This window comes from Streptomyces sp. NPDC031210 (assembly GCF_055570395.1).
Genome location: NZ_JBVIHH010000010.1, coordinates 1 through 19,290, shown reverse-complemented (window position 1 = coordinate 19,290; position 19,290 = coordinate 1). Strand labels below are relative to the sequence as shown.

The 19,290-nt window shown below is 70.8% G+C and carries 21 protein-coding genes; 9 read left to right on the top strand and 12 right to left on the bottom strand.

The window, feature by feature from the left end; translation table 11 throughout:
* The first annotated feature begins 108 nt into the window (after positions 1 to 108).
* Positions 109 to 1,458, top strand: a complete 1,350-nt coding sequence (locus ACZ45Z_RS19330; RefSeq protein WP_468363580.1) for a YibE/F family protein — start codon at positions 109 to 111, stop codon at positions 1,456 to 1,458.
* A 219-nt stretch (positions 1,459 to 1,677) separates the two neighbouring features.
* On the opposite strand, the gene ACZ45Z_RS19325 is transcribed toward ACZ45Z_RS19330, so the two are convergent.
* The 4 genes from ACZ45Z_RS19325 to ACZ45Z_RS19310 all read right to left on the bottom strand — a co-directional run bounded on the left by ACZ45Z_RS19325 (position 1,678) and on the right by ACZ45Z_RS19310 (position 3,991).
* On the bottom strand, positions 1,678 to 2,100 hold the full coding sequence (locus ACZ45Z_RS19325) for an SsgA family sporulation/cell division regulator (RefSeq protein ID WP_468363578.1): 423 nt from the start codon (positions 2,098 to 2,100) through the stop codon (positions 1,678 to 1,680).
* A gap of 105 nt (positions 2,101 to 2,205) precedes the next feature.
* The gene (locus ACZ45Z_RS19320) at positions 2,206 to 2,976 is read right to left on the bottom strand and encodes an IclR family transcriptional regulator (protein ID WP_468364163.1); all 771 of its coding nucleotides are present in this window, start codon (positions 2,974 to 2,976) and stop codon (positions 2,206 to 2,208) included.
* 288 nt (positions 2,977 to 3,264) lie between these two features.
* Positions 3,265 to 3,492 (bottom strand): DUF5326 family protein, encoded by a 228-nt coding sequence (locus ACZ45Z_RS19315; RefSeq protein ID WP_468363576.1) that lies wholly within the window; start codon positions 3,490 to 3,492, stop codon positions 3,265 to 3,267.
* 181 nt (positions 3,493 to 3,673) lie between these two features.
* Positions 3,674 to 3,991 carry a cupin domain-containing protein gene (locus tag ACZ45Z_RS19310; protein WP_468363574.1) on the bottom strand — a complete coding sequence of 106 codons (318 nt, stop codon included), beginning with the start codon at positions 3,989 to 3,991 and terminating at the stop codon, positions 3,674 to 3,676.
* A gap of 48 nt (positions 3,992 to 4,039) precedes the next feature.
* Between ACZ45Z_RS19310 and ACZ45Z_RS19305 the strand changes: the two genes are divergently transcribed.
* From ACZ45Z_RS19305 to ACZ45Z_RS19290, 4 genes are all read left to right on the top strand, one after another.
* The gene (locus tag ACZ45Z_RS19305) at positions 4,040 to 4,417 is read left to right on the top strand and encodes a phage holin family protein (RefSeq protein ID WP_468363571.1); all 378 of its coding nucleotides are present in this window, start codon (positions 4,040 to 4,042) and stop codon (positions 4,415 to 4,417) included.
* A gap of 4 nt (positions 4,418 to 4,421) precedes the next feature.
* Entirely contained in the window at positions 4,422 to 4,970 is a 549-nt protein-coding gene (locus tag ACZ45Z_RS19300; protein ID WP_468363568.1) for a low molecular weight protein-tyrosine-phosphatase, read from the top strand.
* Positions 4,967 to 6,097 carry a cystathionine gamma-lyase gene (locus ACZ45Z_RS19295; protein ID WP_468363566.1) on the top strand — a complete coding sequence of 377 codons (1,131 nt, stop codon included), beginning with the start codon at positions 4,967 to 4,969 and terminating at the stop codon, positions 6,095 to 6,097. Before ACZ45Z_RS19300 ends, ACZ45Z_RS19295 begins: the two co-directional genes overlap by 4 nt.
* A gap of 247 nt (positions 6,098 to 6,344) precedes the next feature.
* Positions 6,345 to 6,824 carry an NUDIX domain-containing protein gene (locus ACZ45Z_RS19290; RefSeq protein WP_468363563.1) on the top strand — a complete coding sequence of 160 codons (480 nt, stop codon included), beginning with the start codon at positions 6,345 to 6,347 and terminating at the stop codon, positions 6,822 to 6,824.
* Positions 6,825 to 6,828: 4 nt separating this feature from the next.
* Here the strand turns inward: ACZ45Z_RS19290 and ACZ45Z_RS19285 are convergent, their stop codons facing one another.
* From ACZ45Z_RS19285 to ACZ45Z_RS19275, 3 genes are all read right to left on the bottom strand, one after another.
* Positions 6,829 to 7,617, bottom strand: a complete 789-nt coding sequence (locus ACZ45Z_RS19285; protein ID WP_468363560.1) for a pyridoxamine 5'-phosphate oxidase family protein — start codon at positions 7,615 to 7,617, stop codon at positions 6,829 to 6,831.
* Positions 7,618 to 7,666: 49 nt separating this feature from the next.
* Entirely contained in the window at positions 7,667 to 9,517 is a 1,851-nt protein-coding gene (locus ACZ45Z_RS19280) for a globin domain-containing protein (protein WP_468363557.1), read from the bottom strand.
* Between the two features lie 452 nt (positions 9,518 to 9,969).
* Complete coding sequence (locus ACZ45Z_RS19275; protein WP_468363554.1) at positions 9,970 to 10,605, bottom strand: HAD family hydrolase; 636 nt, start codon at positions 10,603 to 10,605, stop codon at positions 9,970 to 9,972.
* Between the two features lie 227 nt (positions 10,606 to 10,832).
* Between ACZ45Z_RS19275 and ACZ45Z_RS19270 the strand changes: the two genes are divergently transcribed.
* Positions 10,833 to 11,387 carry a DUF2269 domain-containing protein gene (locus ACZ45Z_RS19270; RefSeq protein ID WP_468363551.1) on the top strand — a complete coding sequence of 185 codons (555 nt, stop codon included), beginning with the start codon at positions 10,833 to 10,835 and terminating at the stop codon, positions 11,385 to 11,387.
* A 13-nt stretch (positions 11,388 to 11,400) separates the two neighbouring features.
* Here the strand turns inward: ACZ45Z_RS19270 and ACZ45Z_RS19265 are convergent, their stop codons facing one another.
* Complete coding sequence (locus tag ACZ45Z_RS19265) at positions 11,401 to 12,621, bottom strand: MFS transporter (RefSeq protein WP_468363549.1); 1,221 nt, start codon at positions 12,619 to 12,621, stop codon at positions 11,401 to 11,403.
* Positions 12,622 to 12,718: 97 nt separating this feature from the next.
* The gene (locus ACZ45Z_RS19260) at positions 12,719 to 12,880 is read right to left on the bottom strand and encodes a hypothetical protein (protein WP_468363546.1); all 162 of its coding nucleotides are present in this window, start codon (positions 12,878 to 12,880) and stop codon (positions 12,719 to 12,721) included.
* Positions 12,881 to 12,914: 34 nt separating this feature from the next.
* Between ACZ45Z_RS19260 and ACZ45Z_RS19255 the strand changes: the two genes are divergently transcribed.
* Positions 12,915 to 13,337 carry a MarR family winged helix-turn-helix transcriptional regulator gene (locus ACZ45Z_RS19255; RefSeq protein WP_468363544.1) on the top strand — a complete coding sequence of 141 codons (423 nt, stop codon included), beginning with the start codon at positions 12,915 to 12,917 and terminating at the stop codon, positions 13,335 to 13,337.
* Between the two features lie 149 nt (positions 13,338 to 13,486).
* The gene (locus ACZ45Z_RS19250) at positions 13,487 to 13,939 is read left to right on the top strand and encodes a GNAT family N-acetyltransferase (protein WP_468363541.1); all 453 of its coding nucleotides are present in this window, start codon (positions 13,487 to 13,489) and stop codon (positions 13,937 to 13,939) included.
* Between the two features lie 76 nt (positions 13,940 to 14,015).
* Here ACZ45Z_RS19250 and ACZ45Z_RS19245 read toward each other — a convergent pair whose 3' ends face one another.
* From ACZ45Z_RS19245 to ACZ45Z_RS19235, 3 genes are all read right to left on the bottom strand, one after another.
* Positions 14,016 to 14,825, bottom strand: coding sequence for a TetR/AcrR family transcriptional regulator (locus tag ACZ45Z_RS19245; protein ID WP_468363539.1), 810 nt, complete (start codon positions 14,823 to 14,825; stop codon positions 14,016 to 14,018).
* A 423-nt stretch (positions 14,826 to 15,248) separates the two neighbouring features.
* Complete coding sequence (locus ACZ45Z_RS19240) at positions 15,249 to 16,388, bottom strand: pyridoxal-phosphate-dependent aminotransferase family protein (protein WP_468363537.1); 1,140 nt, start codon at positions 16,386 to 16,388, stop codon at positions 15,249 to 15,251.
* 149 nt (positions 16,389 to 16,537) lie between these two features.
* Positions 16,538 to 18,079, bottom strand: a complete 1,542-nt coding sequence (locus ACZ45Z_RS19235; protein ID WP_468363534.1) for a serine hydrolase domain-containing protein — start codon at positions 18,077 to 18,079, stop codon at positions 16,538 to 16,540.
* A gap of 853 nt (positions 18,080 to 18,932) precedes the next feature.
* On the opposite strand from ACZ45Z_RS19235, the gene ACZ45Z_RS19230 reads away from it, so the two are divergent.
* Positions 18,933 to 19,184 (top strand): hypothetical protein, encoded by a 252-nt coding sequence (locus tag ACZ45Z_RS19230; RefSeq protein ID WP_468363531.1) that lies wholly within the window; start codon positions 18,933 to 18,935, stop codon positions 19,182 to 19,184.
* Positions 19,185 to 19,290 lie beyond the last annotated feature (106 nt).

Below are 19,290 nucleotides of genomic sequence, written 5' to 3'. Positions count from 1 at the left end.
TCTCAGCCCGGTGCTCCGAGCTCCCGCGATTGCAAAGGTGGCACCACGGTAGCGGCCGACGTGGCGCGGTGAACAGGGGGCCCCTGGAGTTCTTGCGATGATCGGGCGGTGAGCAGCCACGAGCCCCATACGCACTCGCACTCCCACGGCCATGGGCCTGCCGCGCCTGTCTCCCGCCATCTGCGCAAGGTCATCGCAGCGGTGCTGATCCCCTTCGCGGCCGCCGTGGTGGTCGGCCTGGTCGTGCTGTGGCCGGGGGGCGCGCCCCCGCACAAGCCGTCCGGAGTCGGCTTCGACCAGCCCACCGAGCAGGCCCGGGTGATCAAGGTGGAGGAGGTGAACTGCGCGGATGTGCACGCCGAACAGCAGCCGCAGCCGACGCCGCCCTCGGGGGAGCCGCCGACCGGGGGAGCGGCTCGGGGCAAGGACTGCGAGCAGGTGACGATCAAGGTCACGACCGGGGAGAACGCGGGGCGCGTCTTCCGCACGGTGGTGACGCCGGACGCCACCCGGCACTACACGACCGGGCAGGAGGTCGTGGTCGCCTACTCCCCCAAGGCACCGAAGGATCTTCAGTATTCGGTCAGCGACGTCGACCGGACCTTCCCGATGTGGGTGCTGGCCGCGATCTTCGCCTTCGCGGTGGTACTGGTCGGAAGGCTGCGCGGGGTGCTGGCGCTGGTGGCGCTGATGGCGAGCTTCGGGGTGCTGACGCTGTTCATCCTGCCCGCCATCCTTCAGGGCTCCAATCCGCTGGTGGTCGCGGTGATCGGCGGCAGCGCGATCATGCTGATCGCGCTCTACATGTGCCACGGTCTGACGGCGCGCACGTCGGTGGCGGTGCTCGGCACGCTCGCCTCGCTGCTGCTGATCGGCCTGTTGGGGTCGGTGTTCATCGGGTGGGCTCTGCTGACCGGCAATACGGACGACACGACCGGGCTGGTGCACGGGCTGTACCCGGACATCGAGATCCGCGGGCTGCTGCTGGCGGGCATCATCATCGGCTCGCTGGGTGTGCTGGACGACGTGACGGTGACGCAGACCGCCGCGGTGTGGGAGCTCAAGGAGGCGGATCCGTCGGCGGGTTGGCGCAAGCTGTACAGCGCGGCGATGCGGATCGGGCGCGATCACATCGCCTCGGTCGTCAACACGCTGGTGCTGGCGTACGCGGGCGCGGCCCTGCCGCTGCTTTTGCTGTTCTCGATCGCACAGAGCAGCGTCGGTACGGTCGCCACGAGCGAGGTGGTGGCGGAGGAGATCGTGCGCACGCTGGTGGGCAGCATCGGACTGGTCGCTTCCGTGCCGCTGACCACGCTGCTGGCGGCACTGGTGGTCTCGGCGGACCGTCGGAGGCGGGGGAGGGAAGGTGCGGGCTCGGGTGCCGGCTCGGGCGCCGGGTCGGATGCCGGCGGGCGGCGTGGGGTGCGCGGGGGCCACGGGAGACGTCGCAAACGGTGACGGGCGGCTCCGCGCGGAGGCTGGTCGGGACTGACGGCCGGGGGCGGGGTTGGGGGCCGACGCGGGATGCGGCGGCAGGGCGGCGTGCGGCTGCGGTGGCCAGGCGCGGGAGCATGGCCGGTTGGCCGGTTGGCCGGGTCGCGGTGTGCGGGGTGCCGTGCGTGGCGCCCTGCGCGGGTGCGCGGGGCGCGCGGCCAGGGATGGCTCCTGCCACGGGGGTCAGCCGGCCGGCGCCTCCGTGAGGATCCGGTCCAGCACGGCGTCCAGCGTGTCGTACACCTCTTCCTTGCCGAGCGGCACCAGTCGGTCCGTGCGGTCCAGGAAGGCGACCAACGGCGGCGCGCTGACCCGGAAGAGGGCCTGTTCGGTGCCGACTTGGAGACTGATAAAGACGTCGCTGAGGTGGGCGGGGGAGGACGGTTCGATGCGCACGTCGCCCTCACCGGAGGGACGGCTCAGCCCGTCCAGAAGGAGTTCGCGACTGAACGCCCATGTCACGGGCACGTCGCCGGGAAGGTCGAAGGTGAGCCGGACGGCGTACGGATCGGCGCTGTCGAAGTCCAGCTCCACCGGGATCCGGAACGCGAGCTCCTCCGAGACGAGAAAGCTCATGATCACTTCTGCCTGAACTGTGTCGGTCATCAACCACTGCCCCGCACTTGATCGCCAGATGGCCGGGAATCGTCCCCCGAACCCCTATTGACGCCATCGTCTGTCACGTGCAAGCAGATCACAAGGAGTGAGTTTTCAGATACTGATAGAGAAGGCGAGTGTCGTTAGTGTCGCCTCCGCCATTTTGCGTAGTCGACTCGTCACGTAACGCAATCGATGCAGCTCATCCACCGGCAGGGAAATCGCTAGCGTCGCGATGGCCCCGCCGACCTGCACGGGGATGGCGGAACACACCGTGCCGATGGCATATTCCTGCCGCTCGATAGCAACTTGGCCGCGACGCACCGTATCCAAACGCCGCAACAGATCGTCCTCGGATCGCACGGAAAAGGGGGTTATCGACTGCACCGGATGGCGCGCCAAGTACTCCTTGCGTGATGCCTCGTCGAGCTGGGCCAGCAGGCACTGGCCGATCGCGTGGGCGTGTGCCGTCGTGCGGAAGTCGACCCATTCCTCGACCGGCGGCCGGTCCGGGTCGCGGGTCATCGCCACGACCTCCACTTCACCCTCGCGGTAGACGGCGAAGTAGACGGCCGCGCCCAGTTCCCGGCCCGCCACGGACAGCGCCTCGCGGATACGGACCCGCTGCCGGCGCATCTCCCCGGCCCTGCCGAGGGACTCGGCCGCCTCGCCGAAGACGAACACACCGCCCTCGCGCCGCAGATAGCCCTCGTGGGTCAGCGTCCGCAACAGGTGATACGTCGTCGGCAGGGGCAGCCCGGCCTCTCTGGCCAGTTGCTTGGCGGGCGCACCATCGGGGTGCGCGCCGACCGCCTCCAGCAGGCGCAGCGCCCGCTGGACCGATCCGATGAGGGTGCCAGGAGAGGCCGATTCGCCGTTCACGATTGCCAACGCCAACCCCCAGGTCCGATCGCCGTGGGGCACGGCGGCCCCGTTCGCGGGAACCTCTCCCGTGCCGCGCGCGTCTCCCAGGGCCCCTGGAAGACGTCCGGTCCGGGATCACTCGCCCGCTCGTTCCGGAACGCCAGCATCCGGAAGACGCCTGCGATCCGCACTTTAACGCGGCGCGTTACGGCCGTAGGCCGAATGGCGGGGAGTTAACTCGCCTGGGCGCACGCCCTGACCCGACGCGCCCTTCCGGGGCGACGGGCGGCCTCGGGCGGGACCGGTGGCCTACCACTCGCCCTTCGAGGACGAGGACGATGACGAACCAGTGAACCTGCGCACGAGATAGATGACACCGGCGATCATGGCTGCCGCGATGAGGATCTTGAACAGCAGACCGATCAGGAAGCCGACGGCGGTGGCGATCAGCCCGCCGAAGACCGCGATCAGGATGACGGGCACCACGACCCAGGTGACCCACCACGGAAGCCCTGCGAATATCCCCTTACCGGCCACTGCTCTGCCCTGCTTTCTGAGTGTCTGTCGCGTCGATGGCACCGTCGGCGTCCCGCGTGTCCCCCGCGTCGCTTCCGGTTTCCCCTTCACCGTCGATGCTAGGGCGCCGTGCGCCGCCGCGGGGGCCTCGCAGCCCCGGCCTGTCCCTGACCCTTCCCCTACGGGTCGGGGGCCTCGACCCTCAGCTTTCAGGCGGAGAGAAGACCACCATCACCCGGAGGTCCTCGCTGATGTGGTGGAACTTGTGGGGCACCCCGGCCGGCACGTAGACGACGCTGCCGCGGGCCACCGACTGGGTGTCCTGGCCCACGGTGATCGCCGCCCGGCCGCTGACGACGAAGTACACCTCGTCCTGCGCGTGCGGCTGCTGCGGGTCGGTGCTCCCGGCGTCCAGCGCGTACAGGCCGACCGACATGTTGCGCTCCCGGAGGAACTGCAGATACGCGCCGTCGTTCGCGACCCGTTCCGCTTCGAGTTCGTCGAGTCTGAAAGCCTTCATGCCGTTCGCACCCCTCAATGATTCCGGCCCGTCTGCGACGATCTCACCATGAAGAATTTTCTGGTCAAGACGCTCGCCAACGCCGCGGCGCTTGCCGTGGCCATCTGGCTGCTCAAGGACATCACGCTGACCGGCGAGAACACCGGTCGCAAAGCCCTGACGCTGGTACTGGTCGCGCTGATCTTCGGGCTGGTCAACTTCCTCGTGAAGCCCGTGGTGAAGCTGCTGTCGTTCCCCCTGTTCATCCTCACGCTCGGCCTGATCACGCTCGTCATCAACGCGCTGATGCTGCTGCTGACGTCCTGGCTCGCCGACAAACTCGATCTCGCCTTCCACGTGGAAGGCTTCTGGACCGCCGTACTCGGCGGACTGATCATCTCGATCGTCTCCTGGGCGCTGAACATGCTCCTCCCCGACAAGGACTGACCGTTTGAACACCCCCTTCCGCGTCTGCTTCGTCTGCACCGGCAACATCTGCCGCTCGCCGATGGCCGAGTCCGTCTTCCGCGCCCGCGTAGCGGAAGCCGGACTCGACGGCCTGGTCGAGGTCGACAGCGCCGGCACCGGCGGCTGGCACGAGGGCGACGGGGCCGACCCGCGCACGGTCGCCGTACTGCGCGCGGGCGGCTACGGCCACGCGCATACCGCCCGGCAGTTCCACGCCTCGTGGTTCGCTCGTCTCGATCTCGTCATCGCACTCGACGCGGGCCATGTGCGCGACCTGCGCCGGATGGCCCCGACTCCGCGTGACGCCGCGAAGGTCCGCCTGCTGCGTTCCTACGACGCCGACCCGTCGGGCGCCGCCGCCGATGTGCCGGATCCCTATTACGGCGGCTTCGCGGGCTTCGAGGAATGCCTGGAGATGGTCGAGGCGGCGAGCGACGGCCTCCTGGAGGCGGTCCGCACCGCCCTCGCGGAACGGGCCGGGGAAGCCTCGGAATGCTTCGCGGCACAGTCGACGCAGAAGGAGAACGCATGACGGGCGAGGGCACCCGAGTGGTACGAGCCGGGCTTCCGGAACCCGCGGCGTACGAGCCGACGCTCCCCGGCCCGGTCTTCGCCGCCCACTTCCACCTCCCCGGTGACGCGGTCGGCCCGTACACGTACGGCCGCGAAGCCAATCCCACGTGGACCCACCTGGAACGGGCCATCGGCGAGCTGGAATCACCGGGTGAGCCCGCGCACACCACCACCTTCGCCTCCGGCATGGCGGCGATCAGCGCCGTGCTGTTCTCCCAACTCCGTTCCGGCGACGCGGTGGTGCTGCCCAGCGACGGCTACCAGTTGCTGCCGGCCGTCCGCACTCAGCTCGAGTACTACGGCATCGAGGTACGTACGGCGCCGACCGCGCGGGACGCCCAGCTCGACGTGCTCGACGGTGCCCGGCTGCTGTGGATCGAGACGCCGTCCAACCCCGGCCTCGACGTCTGCGACATCCGGCGGCTGGCCGAGGCCGCACACTCCCGGGGCGCCCTGGTCGCGGTCGACAACACCCTGGCCACACCGCTCGGCCAGCGCCCCCTCGATCTGGGCGCCGACTTCTCCGTGGCCAGCGGCACCAAGGCGCTGACCGGCCACGGTGATGTCCTGCTCGGCTACGCCTGCACGCGCGACGCCGCGCTCTCGGAGTCCGTACGGCTCTGGCGGAAAACGGTCGGCGCCATCCCCGGACCCATGGAGAGCTGGCTCGCCCACCGCTCCCTGGCGACCCTGGCGCTGCGCGTCCGGCAGCAGGCGGCGGGGGCGCTGGCGCTCGCCGAGGCGCTGGCCACGCGTCCCGAGATCACCGGGCTGCGCCACCCCGGTCTGCCGTCCGACCCGGCCCACCCGCTCGCCGTACGGCAGATGCGCCCCGGCCAGTTCGGCTGCGTGGTCTCCTTCACTCTGCCCGACAAGGGCCACGCCGAGCGGTTCCTGGACGCCCTGACACTGGTGGACGACGCGACGAGCTTCGGCGGAGTGCGCTCCACGGCCGAGCGGCGCGGGCGCTGGGGCGGCGACGCGGTCGCGGAGGGGTTCATCCGCTTCTCGGTCGGCGTCGAGGACCCGCAGGATCTGGTGGCGGACGTCCACCAGGCGCTGGACGCGGCGATGCGGTCCGCCTGAACCGCCGGCGTTCTGCGATGTTCCACGTGAAACAAACCGAGCCCAAGGCCCGATTGACTGCGCGTCAGCGGCCGCTCGGGCTTCCCTGCGGCCGGCGCGCCGGCGGCCCGGCCCGCCACCAGCGGCTTCTGCGGACACCCGCCGGCCGGTGAGCGGGAGGTCTGGAGAGTCGCGGGCCGGCTGTGGACGGCTGTGCTGGGGCGCCGGCGGGGGTTTCGCGAGCCCCTGACTGCGGCATCTGTCCCCTATGACCGTACGGCCAGTCGTCAAACGCACCGCCCGCGCGATTCTGCTGGACGGCGCGGACCTCATTCTGATCAAGCGGACGAAGCCGGGCCGTGCGCCGTACTGGATCACTCCGGGTGGTGGGGTGGAGCCGGAGGACGCCACCGTGGTCGATGCCCTCCACCGTGAGCTGGACGAAGAGCTGGGCGCCAAGATCACGGACGTGGTGCCGGTCTTCGTCGACACCGTCGAGCACTTCAGCGACGGCGGCGTGGACGGCGTGAAGGTGCAGCACTTCTTCGTCTGCCGACTGGATTCGATGGACCCCACCCGCCGGCACGGTCCCGAGATCGACGAGCCCTGCGGCGAGTACGAGATCGTGCGGGTGCCCTTCACCCGCGTCGGCATCGCCTCCGTCGAGGTCGTACCGCTGTCACTGCGGCACTACCTCGACGGAAACATCGAGGGCGTACAGGCCATGCACGCCCCCGACCTGGGCTGACCCCTCAGGCGAACCACCCACGGAAGGCGGGGTCGTCCTCCGCGGGCTTTCGGGGCTGGGCGCGCGCGAGCACCCGCTCGACCCGGTCGAGGAACTCCCCGTTCAGCTCCGCGGCGAAATCCTCCCGCCCAGCCTCGTCCTCGGTTTTGCGCTCCACCCGCTGGAAAGGCGCGCGCTCCGCCGCGTCGGCCGCCGCCCCGAAGAAGTCGCCGCCCTTGCGCTTGTAGTCGTCCGTGCCCCAGGCGCGCGCCCCGCGCTGCTGCGCCGGGACTTTCTGTAGATGCGGGATGTGCTTGGCGCAGTGGATGTACGCCTCTTCGACGTCGACCATGATCCACATCTGGGCGCGCCGACCGGGGACCGGATCGACCGGCAGACCGGCGTGGCTCGCCCGCATCTCCTCGTCCTTCACCACCCGCGCGCGGCCGTTGATGTGCAGCCCGATGCGGTCCCGAGTGAAGTCGATCATCAGGATCCCCAGGCGCGGGTTCTCCGAGATGTTGCCGATCGAGGCCATGACACCGTTGCCACGGTATTCCGGGTAGGCCAGCGTCCGCTCGCCCAGGACCTGGACGAATCCCGGCGGCCCGGCCCGGAAGGTCGAATCGCATTCGCCGTTCCCGTCGGCCGTGGCCAGGAAGAACATCTCCTGACGGGCCACGAACTCCCGCATCCGGACGTTGAGATGATCGAGGACCTGGTCCCCGTAGAAGCGGTCGGCCCGCTCGGTAGTGCCGAATCGTTTCTGCACCACGTGCTCGCCATCGCTCCCCGGGCGTTCTTGCCGGCGCATGTCCCGCCCTTCCCCTGTACGACCGTGGTCGCCCTGTACTGCCAAGACCTCAATCTCCTGCCGAGACCAGCTCTTCTATGGAGTCATGCCGTATGCGGTCGGACGGGATGCCGACCCCCACCAACGCGTCCACGCCGCTGCGGATCAGCCCGGGCGGCCCGGAGAGATAGGCGTCGTATTCCCTCCACGGTCCGTACTGGCGCACCGCGTCCGGGAGTTGGCCGCTGACGCTGTTCATCCCGCGGGCCTGCCCGGTGGCGACGACCGGGCGGACCGAGAGCCAGGGGTGGGTCTGTTCGAGCCGCAGCATCGTGTCGATGTCGTACAGGTCGTGGTCGCTGCGCGCGCCGTAGAAGACCTCGACGGGGCGCCGGGTCCCGTGTTCGGCGACGTCCTCGACCAGCGCCTTGATGGGCGCTATGCCGGTGCCGCCGCCGACGCACAGCAGGCCGTTCCTGGTGGTGTGGTCGACCGTCATCGAGCCACCCGGGGCGCCGAGGCGGATGACGTCGCCGGGCCGGGCGCGGTGCACCATGGCGTTGGAGACCCAGCCCGCCGGCACCGCCTTGACGTGGAACGACAGCAGTCCGTCCGAGCGCGGCGCGGAGGCGAAGGAGTAGTGCCGCCACACCCGCGGCCACCAGGGCGTCTCCAGGCTGGTGTACTGCCCGGCGCGGAAGGGGTAGGGCTGGTCCGGGCGGACCGTCACCACCGCGATGTCGGGCGTGCGCAGCTCGTGCGAGACGACCTCCGCCTGCCACCAGGCGGGGGCGACCGCTTCGTTCTCGGCGGCCGCGTCGATCATGATCTGCGAGATCGCGGTGTACGCGCGCACCCAGGCGGCCTCGGTCTCCGGGCTCCAGCTCGACGTCGCGTAGCGCCCGAGCGCGCCGAGGAGGCATTCGCCGACCGCCGGGTAGTGATCGGGCAGCGTGCCGTATTTACGGTGCCCACGGCCGAGGTGCGCGAGGTAGTCGGTGAGCACCTCGGCGTCGTCGACATGCTTGGCGGCGGTGAGCAGCGCCTTGAAGAGCCGGTCGCGCTGGGTGTCCATCGCGGCCGGGAACAGCGCCCGCAGATCGGGGTGCCGGACGAAGAGCATCGCGTAGAAGTACGAGGTCACCTTGTCGGCGACGGGCTCGATCTCGGCCATGGTGCGGCGGATGAGGATCGCGTCGGGCGAGGCCGGCTTCGCGGCGGAGGCCGCCGACGCCGTCAGGGAGTCGAGGGTGGGCTCCGGGGCGGGGGGCCGTGGGGCGGCGGCGCGCGGCGGCTCGGGAGCGGGTGCCGGTGCCGGAGCGGGGGCGGGGGCCGCCGCTCGCGGAGGCGGCGCGGGAGCCGCGGGGGCGCTGGGGGCGCTGGGGGCGTGGTAAATGCTGGAGCCGGTGGGGGCGGCCGAGGCGTGCGCCGACTCGTGGACGGGCTCCGGCTCGCGGCCCGGGACGCGCTCCCACTCCGACCGGGGCGACTGCGGAGGGAACGGCTGCTGCACAAACGCCTCACGGCCGGCCTGCTGCTGGGGGGCCGTCCGCTGCGGTGCCGTCTGCTGCGGGGCTTGCGCCTGGGGCCGTGGTGCCTGCGGTGCCGACGGCTGCCGCGGCTCCATCTCCCGCTCGCGCGCGGCCGCGGTGCCTACGGGCCTGATCGGATTGACCGGCCGGCTGGGTATCCGGTCGCGCTCGGCGTGCGCGTTCGGGCGGTGCGGGTCATTCGCGTCGTCGGGGTTGTTCGGGTCGTTCCGTTCACTCCGGCCGTCCTGGTCCGGCCCGCCGTCCTGGCCGTTTTGCCGCTCGCGCTGTTCATCGGCGGACTTCTTCGACGGAGGAGTGAACCAACCCCAATCGCCACTGCTGCCGCCAGAAGAGCCGCTATCGGCCGACGTGGTGGTCGGAGCGTCCATGGTCTGCCTCGCCTCGAACGTCTTTCGGTTGACTTCGCACTTCCGTGGACCGGAAGCGCCCGGAATTCCCCCGCGGTGTCCCGGAATTCTTCATCGCCTCGAACCCTGCCGGAAACACCCCCCAAAGCGGACACATCTAACGACCCTGCGACAATTGGGAGCAGATGCCGTGCCGGCAGCATGCCACTCCCACTTGCCGCAACGGACAAATAGTCGGAAGTCCGGGTGGCGTGGGCCGCTTCGCCGCTAGGCTGGCGGGCTTTGCCCGCCTTCTCGCGCACCCACGGAAGCCCTCACCCCCGCCGAACCGGACTCGACCATACCGGCAGCAGTTGAAACCACAAGCCCTGATCTGCGAACACTCCGTGCGCGCACTGTGATAACAGTGATCCTCCCCACAGATGGCGTTTTCCGTACGGACAGCGGACGAATCAGCCGTAGAAAGCTCTTAATTACCGGTCAGTACGAACCAGCTCGTATGCCTCCCGAAGATCACGCCCCGCGTAGGCATAGGAAGCCAACCCACTGACGTGGTGATCCGCATTTACGGCGACCGACTCCGGAATCACCGCGAACAGGTCCGCATCCGACAAAGAATCGCCATATGCCACGCAGTCGGCGCGGGTCAGCCCATAACGCGCACAGAGTTCGTCGGCGATGCGTACCTTCGACGCCGACGTGAGGATGCCGGCCGGCTCCACCCGCTCCACGATCGGGACGGCCGGCCAGCGCGACCCGTGGGCGACATCCGCCCCCCAGGTCAGCAGTCGCTCCACGAAGAACGCCGGTGACAGGGAGATCACCGCGCAGCGCTCGCCGCGTGCCCGGATATCCGCCCATACCTCCCGTATCCCGGCCAGCCACGGCGCGCCCTCGAAGGCCGCCGCCACCACGGCTTCGGTCAGCCCGGCGGCCCACAGGTCGCACGCGAGCTGGGCGAACCGCGGCGGCGTGAGCACGCCGGTGGCGAATCCCCGCTCCAGCTCGGCGATCTCCCGCTCCAGGCCGAGTTGCCGGGAGATCTCGATGGCGGCGGCGGACCCGTGCAGCAGGGTCCCGTCCATGTCGAACAGATGCAGCTTCCCCATACGGCGGAGCCTAGGGTGCCCTGGGAAGGCCGATGCGGCCGGGCCCGCGGGGGGTTGTCGGCGCTGCGCGGACCGCGGGGTTCCGTTCTCCGGCGGGCGGCCGGGGCGGGTGGTCGGTCGGTCCTACGGGCGCGGTCGTACCGGGCCGGTCGTACTCAACGCCGCGTACGCGCGCATACTCCCGCCGGCAGATGTGCGGCGCGCGCCGGGGGAGCACCGTGGACGACATGCCACAGCTCAGCCGCCGCGCCCGCCGGGCGCTCCTCGTCCTGCACGTCACCGTGTCCGTCGGCTGGCTCGGGATCACTCTCGGCCTGCTCGCCCTCGGCCTCGCCGGATACACCTCCGACTCGCCCGAGATGGCGGCGGTCGCCTACCGCGCCATGAAGATCTTCGGTGACTGGCTGGTCATCCCGGTGGCCCTGGCCGCCCTGCTCAGCGGACTGGTCCTGTCCCTGGGTACGCCGTGGGGCCTGGCCAGGCACCGCTGGGTGCAGACCAAGTTCTGGCTGACGGTCGTCACCGTGCTGTTGTCGGTCTTCTCGCTCCGCCCGGGGATCAACCGTCTCGCGGCCGAAGCCGCCGCGGGCACCGTCATTCCCGACGTCACCCTCGTCGTCGCACCATCGGTCGCCACGGCCACGTACGTCTTCCTCACCGCCCTCTCGATCCTCAAGCCCTGGGGCCTCACCCGACGCGGCAGCCGACTGCGCGCGGCGCGGTCGGCTGCGGCCCGTGATCAACGGGCGCGTGGCGGGAGCGAGCGGGAACCGGCGCGCTGACGAGGGTGGAGCCTCAGCCGTTTCTCGCCGGTACGGGCTCGGTGGCGGCCGTGGCGGGCCCGCCGGCGGCCGTCACCCGGCTCGGGCGCGCGGTCCGCCGTTCCAGGGCGGAGGCGAACAGGGCCACGCCGAGGGCCGCGACGGCCATCAGCGCGCCGACCCAGTTGGGCGCGGTGAAGCCGAGACCGGCCGAGATGACGATCCCGCCGAGCCAGGACGCCAGCGCGTTGCCGAAGTTGAAGGCGGCGATATTGCCCACGGAGGCGAGGGTGGGCGCCGCGGCGGCCTGGTCCATCACCCGCTTCTGCAGCGGCGGCACGGTCGCGAAGCCGAAGACGCCGATCAGCACGAGGGTGACGGTCGCGGCGGCCTTGTTGTGCGCGGTGAACGTGAACGCCGCCAGCGCGAGCGCGAGGCTCGTCAGCGACACGTACAGGATCGGCATCATCGCCCGGTCGGTGAAGCGGCCGGAAACCAGGTTCCCGCCGACCATGCCGATGCCGAACACGGCGGTCAGCCAGATGACGGACGACGGTGCGAAGCCGGTGACCTCGGTCATCATCGACGCGAGGTAGGTGACGGCGGCGAAGACACCGCCGAAACCGAGGATCGTCATCAGCATCGCGAGACCGACCTGCGGGTTGCGGAAGACCGCGAGTTCGCTGCCCAGCGGGGATGCCGCCTTGGCAGGCTGCGCCGGGACGAGCCTGACGATGCCCAGCAGGCCGATGACGCCGAGCGCGGTGATGGCGAAGAAGGTGGTGCGCCAGTCGAACTCCTGGCTGAGCATGGTGCCCGCCGGGACACCCACGACGTTGGCGACGGTCAGGCCGCTGAACATGAGGGAGATCGCGGTCGCCCGTTTCCGGGGCGCGACGAGGTCGGCGGCGACGAGGGCGCCGATGCCGAAGAAGGCGCCGTGGGTGAAGGCGGAGACGATCCGTCCCGCGAGCATGATCCCGAAGTTGGGCGCCACGGCCGTGAGCAGATTGCCCACGATGAACAGGCCCATCAGCAGCATCAGCATCTGCTTGCGGGTGAATCGCGTGCCCAGCGCGGTCATCAGGGGAGCGCCGACCACGACGCCGAGGGCGTAGACGGTGGTGGCGTAACCGGCGAGCGGGATGGAGACACCGAAGCCGGCCGCCATGTCGGGCAGCAGCCCCATGACCGCGAACTCGGTCGTCCCGATCCCGAAGGCACCGATGGCGAGCGCCAGGAGTGCGAGAGGCATGGCGGATCCCTTCAGGTGATTGCGTCCGTCTTTTACAAGCGTCGACAATAATTGCAGACGCTTACTACTTGCAAGCGCGGGCTATTTCGCGGGTGGCCTATCCTGGGCGCACGACCATGAGGAGGTCTTCGATGAGGTCTTCGACGAGGTCCTCGATGACGCGGCGGACGCGCGAGACGCCGCAGGCGCCGGCCTCGGACGCCACACCGGCCGCTACGGGCCCGGCCGCCGGGCCCGGCCGCCCGCCGTCACCGTCCACGCCCGCCCGCGGGCTCGCTCAGGGATGGTGCGCGTTGTCGGCCCTGCACGGCAGGATCGAGTCACACATCGAGCGCGCGCTCCAGGCCGGGCACGACCTCAGCGTCCGGGAGTTCTCGGTGCTCAACGTGCTCAGCGAGCAGCACGACGGGCCGGGCGGCCATCTGCGCATGCACCAGGTCGCGGACGCGGTCGTCCTCAGCCAGAGCGCCACGACCCGCCTGGTCACCCGGCTGGAGGACCGCGGGCTGCTCTCGCGCTATCTGTGCCCGGACGACCGGCGCGGCATCTACACCAACGTCACGCCCGACGGCCTCGCCCTCCTCGAAGAAGCCCGGCCCACGCACGACACCGCGCTGCGCGAGGCCCTCCAGGATGCGGCGAAGCGACCGGAGTTGGCGCCTCTGGTGACGGCCGTCGAGACGCTGGTTCCCTCGCCTGATGGGACGCCGGGCTGACGGGGTCTCGGTCTGCCGGCGTAGTGGGTCTGCCGGGGTAGTGGGTGTGCCGAGGTGTGGATCTGCCGCACTATCGGTCTGACGGGTCGTCGGCCGGCGTGACGGGGTTCTGAGGGGCGCCCGAACGGCCTCCGCATAAGGTCACGCCCATGAGCGATATCGAGATACGCCGCGCCACCGAGGCCGACCTCCCCACCCTCGTCGCGATGCTGGCCGACGACGCGCTGGGCGCCACCCGCGAGTCCCCGGACGACCTGGCTCCCTACCGCGCGGCGTTCGCGGCACTGGACGCCGACCCGCAGCAGCACCTGGTCGTCGCGGTCCGGGAGGGGCGCGCCGTCGGCACCCTCCAGCTCACGGTCATCCCCGGCCTCTCCCGGCGCGGCGCGACCCGGTCGATCATCGAGGGCGTCCGGGTCCACGCCGACGAACGGGGCACCGGCCTGGGCACCCAGCTCATCGAATGGGCGGTAGCACGATCGCGCTCGCTGGGCTGCCAACTGGTACAGCTCACCTCCGACGCCACCCGCGTCGACGCCCACCGCTTCTACGAGCGACTCGGCTTCGAAGCCTCCCACCTGGGCTTCAAGCTCCAGCTCTGAGGGCAGGCGGGCGGCTGACGGGCAATGGGGGCGCCTGACGGCATCGGCCGAGCGCACCACCCCCGGCTGCCTCGGCCTACTCGGCCCCGTCTCCCGGGGCGTTCCCGCGCGTCCGTTCCCGCTCCCGCTCCCGGTGCGCCTTCTGCCGGCAGGCACCACCGCAATAGCGCGCGGGCCGACCGGTACCCGCCCTGGCCACCGGACCGCCACACACCGCGCACCCTGTTTCGTTACGATCCGCCGCCTCGCCGGGATGTTTCGTCACCTGACTGCTCGCTCGGTCCGGCGCCGGGGCGCTCACCCTCAGCGCGTCACACATCAGGGCCGTCATCCGCCCCGACCTCCTCACCGCACCCCGGTTCCCGGCCCGCCGCCGCTCCATCGCCGCACACCCGACGAGCAGGCCCAGGACGTCCTCCACCCCCACGTCTTCCCTTACGGCGCAGGACTGTTGGGCCCGGCGGAGCAAGAGACCCAGCGCCTCGGCGAAGTCCCGCTCGGGCCCCGGCGGAATGCCGACGACCGTGCCGGCCCCCGCCTCGACGGCTGCTTCCAGGGCATCACTCAACGCCTTGTTGCCCGCGGACAGCCGGATCACCGAGGCGAGGAAGCGAAAGAACACCTCTCCGGCGTCCTCTACCTCGGTCAAGTCCGTTGCAGTGTCGGTGAAAAGGCGGATCCGGTCCACGATCGACGCCCTGAACAAGGCTTCCTTCGAAGGAAAGTGGCGGTAGACGGTCCCCGCCCCGACGCCGGCTCGCTGCGCGATCTCCCCGAGCGGGGCGCCGAACCCCTTTTCCTCAAAGGCGGATCGAGCCGCCTGGAGCACCAACGCCCGATTGCGTCGCGCGTCCGCACGGGAGGGCGCCGAGCCGGCGTCCGACATTCGCGACCTCCTGAATTCCGACCGTCGTCATCGCGGAAAACACCCCTGAATTAACCGGGTCACCCGTTCCGATTCTAAGGAGGGCCGAGATCAGGGACGCCGCACCACACCCGTCCGCGCCAAATCCGCAGTGGTCCCGGATGCGCCAAGCGGCCCCCGCAGGCCAAACGCGCAAGGGCACGCGTCACAGGAAGCCCCCCGGGGGAAGTCCCACGGAAGCCCCGGGGACGACGTCACGGACGCCGTACGAACGTCACAGGGCGCCATACGACGTCACAGGGCGCGACAGGAACTGACAGCAGGACTGACAGAGAGGGCACACGCCTCGCACGAAAAGGGGTGCCGCGTTTCACGTGAAACGCGGCACCCCAACGGCCCCGAGACCGCTGCTCACGGCACAGTCACGGCCTCATCCACGAGCGCTCAGCCCGCGGCGACAACCCCATCCCACGCCGCACCGGCCGCGCCGGCCGCCGCGTCCTCGTCGATGTCCGCTCCCAGCGCCCGCAGACCGGCCGCCAGCGCGTCGAGCGACGCCAGCACCACTCCCCGGTCGGCGGCGCGACCGTAGTGGTTCACCCGGATCATTTCCTTCGCCAGCGGGCCGGCGACCGCCTGCACCGGTACCGAGCCATTGGCGGCGAGCGCTGCGGTAACGACCTCGCGGGCGTCCAGACTCGCCGGAGCGCGCAGCGTCGTGGCGGCCGGTGCCGCGTCCTCGTCCCGGATCACGTACGGCACCGGCCCGCCCAGTACCCGGACGCCGGCTCGCACCGCGGCGGCGGCCGCGCGATGCCGAGTGATCGCCTTTTCGAGCCCCTCGGCCTCGATCCGGTCGACGGCCTGTTCCAGCGCGAGCATCTCCAACTGTGCCGGAGCGTGCGGAAGGGCGGTACGCCCGCCGTCGATCCAGCGTTCCTTCCAGTCCAGCAGCGAGAGATACGAGCGCCGCGGCGCCTGCTCATTGGCCGCGATCCGCTCCCAGGCACGGGCACTGACCGAGGCGACGGAAACACCGGCCGGTCCGGCGAGTGCCTTCTGCCCGCCGATCACACACAGGTCGACGCCCCACTCGTCGGTGAGCAGCGGCTCGGCCCCCACCGAAGCGACCGCGTCGAGCATCAGCAGCGCCCCGTGCTCCCGCACCAGGGCGCCGATCTCGGCGACATGGTTGGTGTTGCCCGTCGCGGCCTCGGCGTGCACGAGACTGACGAAGTCGATGGCGGGGTGCTCCCGCAGCGCGTCCGCAACCTGCTGCGGGTCGATCGCTCCCGTGAAGGGCGCGCTGATGGTCACGACGTCGGCGCCGCAGGAGCGCAACCAGCCGCCGAACGTCTCGCCGTACGGGCCGGTGACGATGTTCAGCGCCGTGCTGCCGGGCCGTACCGCCGAGCGGATGCAGGCTTCCAGCGGCAGGAGCGCCTCTCCCTGCATCACCAGCACGTCGCAGCGGGTGCGCATCAACGCGGCGACCTTGTCCTCGATCCGTGCGAAGTGGGCTGCGTCGAGCGGCGGCAGGTCGAGCAGAACCGGAGCGTCGGAGTTCGCAGTCACGGCAGTCACAGTGGCCTTCCAGCGGGAGCGAGCCGCCCGGTGGGGCGGCTCCTGACATCTGGATTCGACTGTACGTCCGCCCACCGGACCCCGGCCGTACGGGCCCCGGGCAGCCAATGGCCCCCCGACAGCCCATGCGGCGCTCGCCCCCCACGCCCCTAGAGTCCCCGCCAGCCCTCCGCGTCCACCCCGCCGGGCACCGGCTCCGCCGGGTCGTACGGCCCCCGGGTGAAAACGAAGGTCCCCAGGTCGAGATGGCTGAGGGAACCGTCCGCGCCACGTACCGCCCGCAGCGTTTCCCCCGCGTAGTAGCCGTCCAGGCCGGTCCATGTACCGTCCTCCTCCGCACGGAAGCGGGAGCCGCGGCCGGTACCGGCCAGGGGCGTGAGTTCCAGCCCGCGTCCGTCCCGCAAGCGCAGCGCGAAGGGGTGCGCGCCCCAGTACCAAGGCCCGGTCAGAGCCAGGAGTTCGTGGTCCAGTGGCCCGGGCTGCGGACGCCACGGCTGCGGAATCCGCGGCTCACGGTCGGCGACGATCTCCAGCAGGTCACCGGCCACCGCGCTGATCGCGGGCCCTGAGGTGCAGTTGGCCAGGGCGATCGCGGCGAGGTCTTCGTCGGCGTCGAACCACAGGGCCGCCAGGAATCCCGGCATCGATCCGGTGTGCCCGGCCAGCCGTCGCCCCGCGCCCGCCGTGCCGTCGCCCGTCCGGCCGCCGCTGGTCCGTACGAGCTGGAGCCCCAGCCCATAGCCCGCGTCCCAGCCGTCGGCCTCGGGTGGCACCGCCGGAACCCGCATCTCCGCGACGCTCGACGCGCTCAGCACCCGCTCGTCGCCCCGCAGCAGGAACGCCGCCCAGCGGCACAGATCCTCCAGCGTGGACCACAACTGGCCGGCCGGGCCCATCAGCCCGGTGTCGTGCGCCGGTTCGGGAAGCAGCACGTCGGCCCAGGGGTGCACCGCCCAGCCGCCGGCGTGCGGCATCGCGGGCTGCGGCGTCGTACGGCGCATGCCCAGCGGTTCCAGCACCTCGCGACGCAGCACCTCGCTCCACGTCACGCCGTCCCGCAGCCGTTCGACGAGGGCGCCGAGCAGCGCGTAGCCGAGGTTGGAGTAGTGGTGCCGCCGGCCGACCGGGAGGCGCTGCGGCCGCTCCCCGAACAGGTCTGCGGGCTCGGGCCGCAGTTCGCCGGCGGTCCGCTCCCACCACGGCCCGCGCGGTTCGGCCGCCAAGCCCGAGCTGTGCGCGAGCAGTTGAGCGATCGTGGCGCCCGGCACGGGGGTGTCCGGCAGGTGCTTGCCGACCTGATCCTCCAGCCGTAGCAGCCCTTCGTCGCGGAGCCGGAGAATCATCACCGCCACAAAGGTCTTGGTGAGCGAGCCGATGCGGTACTGCACGTCACCGTGGGGCACCTCGCCCTCCACCGAGCTGCGGGCCCCTGTCCACACCGCACGCCCGTCACGCACGACCGCCCCCATCATCGACGGCGCCCGCCCTTCCGCCTGCCCGATCGCCAGCCTGCGCAGCAAGGCCCGCCGCGTCTCCGGCAGCGGTTCCGCGAAGCCGGCGTCCGGGCCGCTCGCGTCGAGCCCGGCCGCGACCGGGCTGGTCGGGTCCGCGCTGGTCGGGTCCGCGCTGGTCGGGTCCGGGTGACGCGGACCGGGATCCGGGGACTCCGCTGCGGACGATGCGGTGGGCATGGCACTCCTCATACGGCTGATCGGGCTGATCGGGCTGATCCGGCTGATCCTGCTGGCTGGTCCGGCTGTTCGGGGTCCGGCCGTCGGGCCGTCCGGGCCACGGCCCGACGCCCGACCACGGCCCGACCACGGCACCGGGCCACCACTGGCGGCTGCCTCCAAGTGGATCACCTCCGGCAGCCAACGCGCCGCGTGCCCCATGTGCAGCGCGGTGCGTAACCCCTTCCGGTCCTCGCCCCTACCCAAGTCCCCCAGATACGCAGGGCACGTCAACCCGAGCGCCTCGAAATCGCCGTAGCCTCCCCAAGTCACTCTGAAACAACTCGAATTGGCCGACAAGGTCTTGGTGTGCACGGAACGGATCGGCCCGGCTTCGAGCACCTCACCGGTCGCCGCGCCGACTACGCCCCGGCGTCCACCCACCTCCCCTACCCACCCGCGGCGCACAGCGCCGGACCCGCATGATTTCCCGCAAGGCGCGTCACCAAGCATTCCGCGCCGCCTGACATCGGTGCGGCGCTGCCGTCGGTGCGCCCTCTGCCGCCAGCGGTCCGGCAAAAACCTGACCATCCACCATGCCGGAGTCCGGCGCAGGGGATCCAGCCGAGAGGGACCGGCAACAGCCCGCGCCCGCCCCCAGGATGGCGAGCTTCGTCATCGCCAAGCGCCCGCAAAAGTCGCTCCGTCACCAAGCGGAAGTCGAGCCCCGATACGCGACACGCCCAGGTTGGCCGACCCGGCGAACCCGTATGGCAGTGCCGATGAGCGGTGCGCGGTTTTTCATATTAGCGTCCTAATCACCGCACGAAGTTGATCTGTTACAGATCGCTTTCGTTCAATCCATGGAGGAGAAATGCGCAACCTTCGCAAGGCTGCTGTCGTGGCCGCCATCCTCGGCAGCGTCAGCTTCCTCGGCGCCGGCACCGCCTCCGCTCAAGGCGGTCACGGCGGCTGGTGCCATTCGCACGACATGAACATCGACATCCTCGGCCAGGTCGGGATCGCCAACGGCCTGCTGGGCAACCTGATCAACGGCGAGGGCTCCCCGGGTGCACAGTTCGCCCCGGTCGGCTCGCACATGGGCTGTGGCCACGGCGGTTGGTAACCGAAATGGGTCCCGGGGGGGGGGGGGGGGGGGGGGGGGGGGGGGGGGGGGGGGGGGGGGGGGGGGGGGGGGGGGGGGGGGGGGGGGGGGGGGGGGGGGGGGGGGG

What these genes read in the sequence shown, in the direction of transcription:
- ACZ45Z_RS19325 (WP_468363578.1), bottom strand. Translation starts at nt 2,100, where the DNA reads ATGACCGACACAGTTCAGGCAGAAGTGATCATGAGCTTTCTCGTCTCG.
- ACZ45Z_RS19310 (WP_468363574.1), bottom strand. Translation starts at nt 3,991, where the DNA reads ATGAAGGCTTTCAGACTCGACGAACTCGAAGCGGAACGGGTCGCGAAC.
- ACZ45Z_RS19305 (WP_468363571.1), top strand. Translation starts at nt 4,040, where the DNA reads ATGAAGAATTTTCTGGTCAAGACGCTCGCCAACGCCGCGGCGCTTGCC.
- ACZ45Z_RS19295 (WP_468363566.1), top strand. Translation starts at nt 4,967, where the DNA reads ATGACGGGCGAGGGCACCCGAGTGGTACGAGCCGGGCTTCCGGAACCC.
- ACZ45Z_RS19290 (WP_468363563.1), top strand. Translation starts at nt 6,345, where the DNA reads ATGACCGTACGGCCAGTCGTCAAACGCACCGCCCGCGCGATTCTGCTG.
- ACZ45Z_RS19285 (WP_468363560.1), bottom strand. Translation starts at nt 7,617, where the DNA reads ATGCGCCGGCAAGAACGCCCGGGGAGCGATGGCGAGCACGTGGTGCAG.
- ACZ45Z_RS19280 (WP_468363557.1), bottom strand. Translation starts at nt 9,517, where the DNA reads ATGGACGCTCCGACCACCACGTCGGCCGATAGCGGCTCTTCTGGCGGC.
- ACZ45Z_RS19275 (WP_468363554.1), bottom strand. Translation starts at nt 10,605, where the DNA reads ATGGGGAAGCTGCATCTGTTCGACATGGACGGGACCCTGCTGCACGGG.
- ACZ45Z_RS19270 (WP_468363551.1), top strand. Translation starts at nt 10,833, where the DNA reads ATGCCACAGCTCAGCCGCCGCGCCCGCCGGGCGCTCCTCGTCCTGCAC.
- ACZ45Z_RS19265 (WP_468363549.1), bottom strand. Translation starts at nt 12,621, where the DNA reads ATGCCTCTCGCACTCCTGGCGCTCGCCATCGGTGCCTTCGGGATCGGG.
- ACZ45Z_RS19250 (WP_468363541.1), top strand. Translation starts at nt 13,487, where the DNA reads ATGAGCGATATCGAGATACGCCGCGCCACCGAGGCCGACCTCCCCACC.
- ACZ45Z_RS19245 (WP_468363539.1), bottom strand. Translation starts at nt 14,825, where the DNA reads ATGTCGGACGCCGGCTCGGCGCCCTCCCGTGCGGACGCGCGACGCAAT.
- ACZ45Z_RS19235 (WP_468363534.1), bottom strand. Translation starts at nt 18,079, where the DNA reads ATGCCCACCGCATCGTCCGCAGCGGAGTCCCCGGATCCCGGTCCGCGT.
- ACZ45Z_RS19230 (WP_468363531.1), top strand. Translation starts at nt 18,933, where the DNA reads ATGCGCAACCTTCGCAAGGCTGCTGTCGTGGCCGCCATCCTCGGCAGC.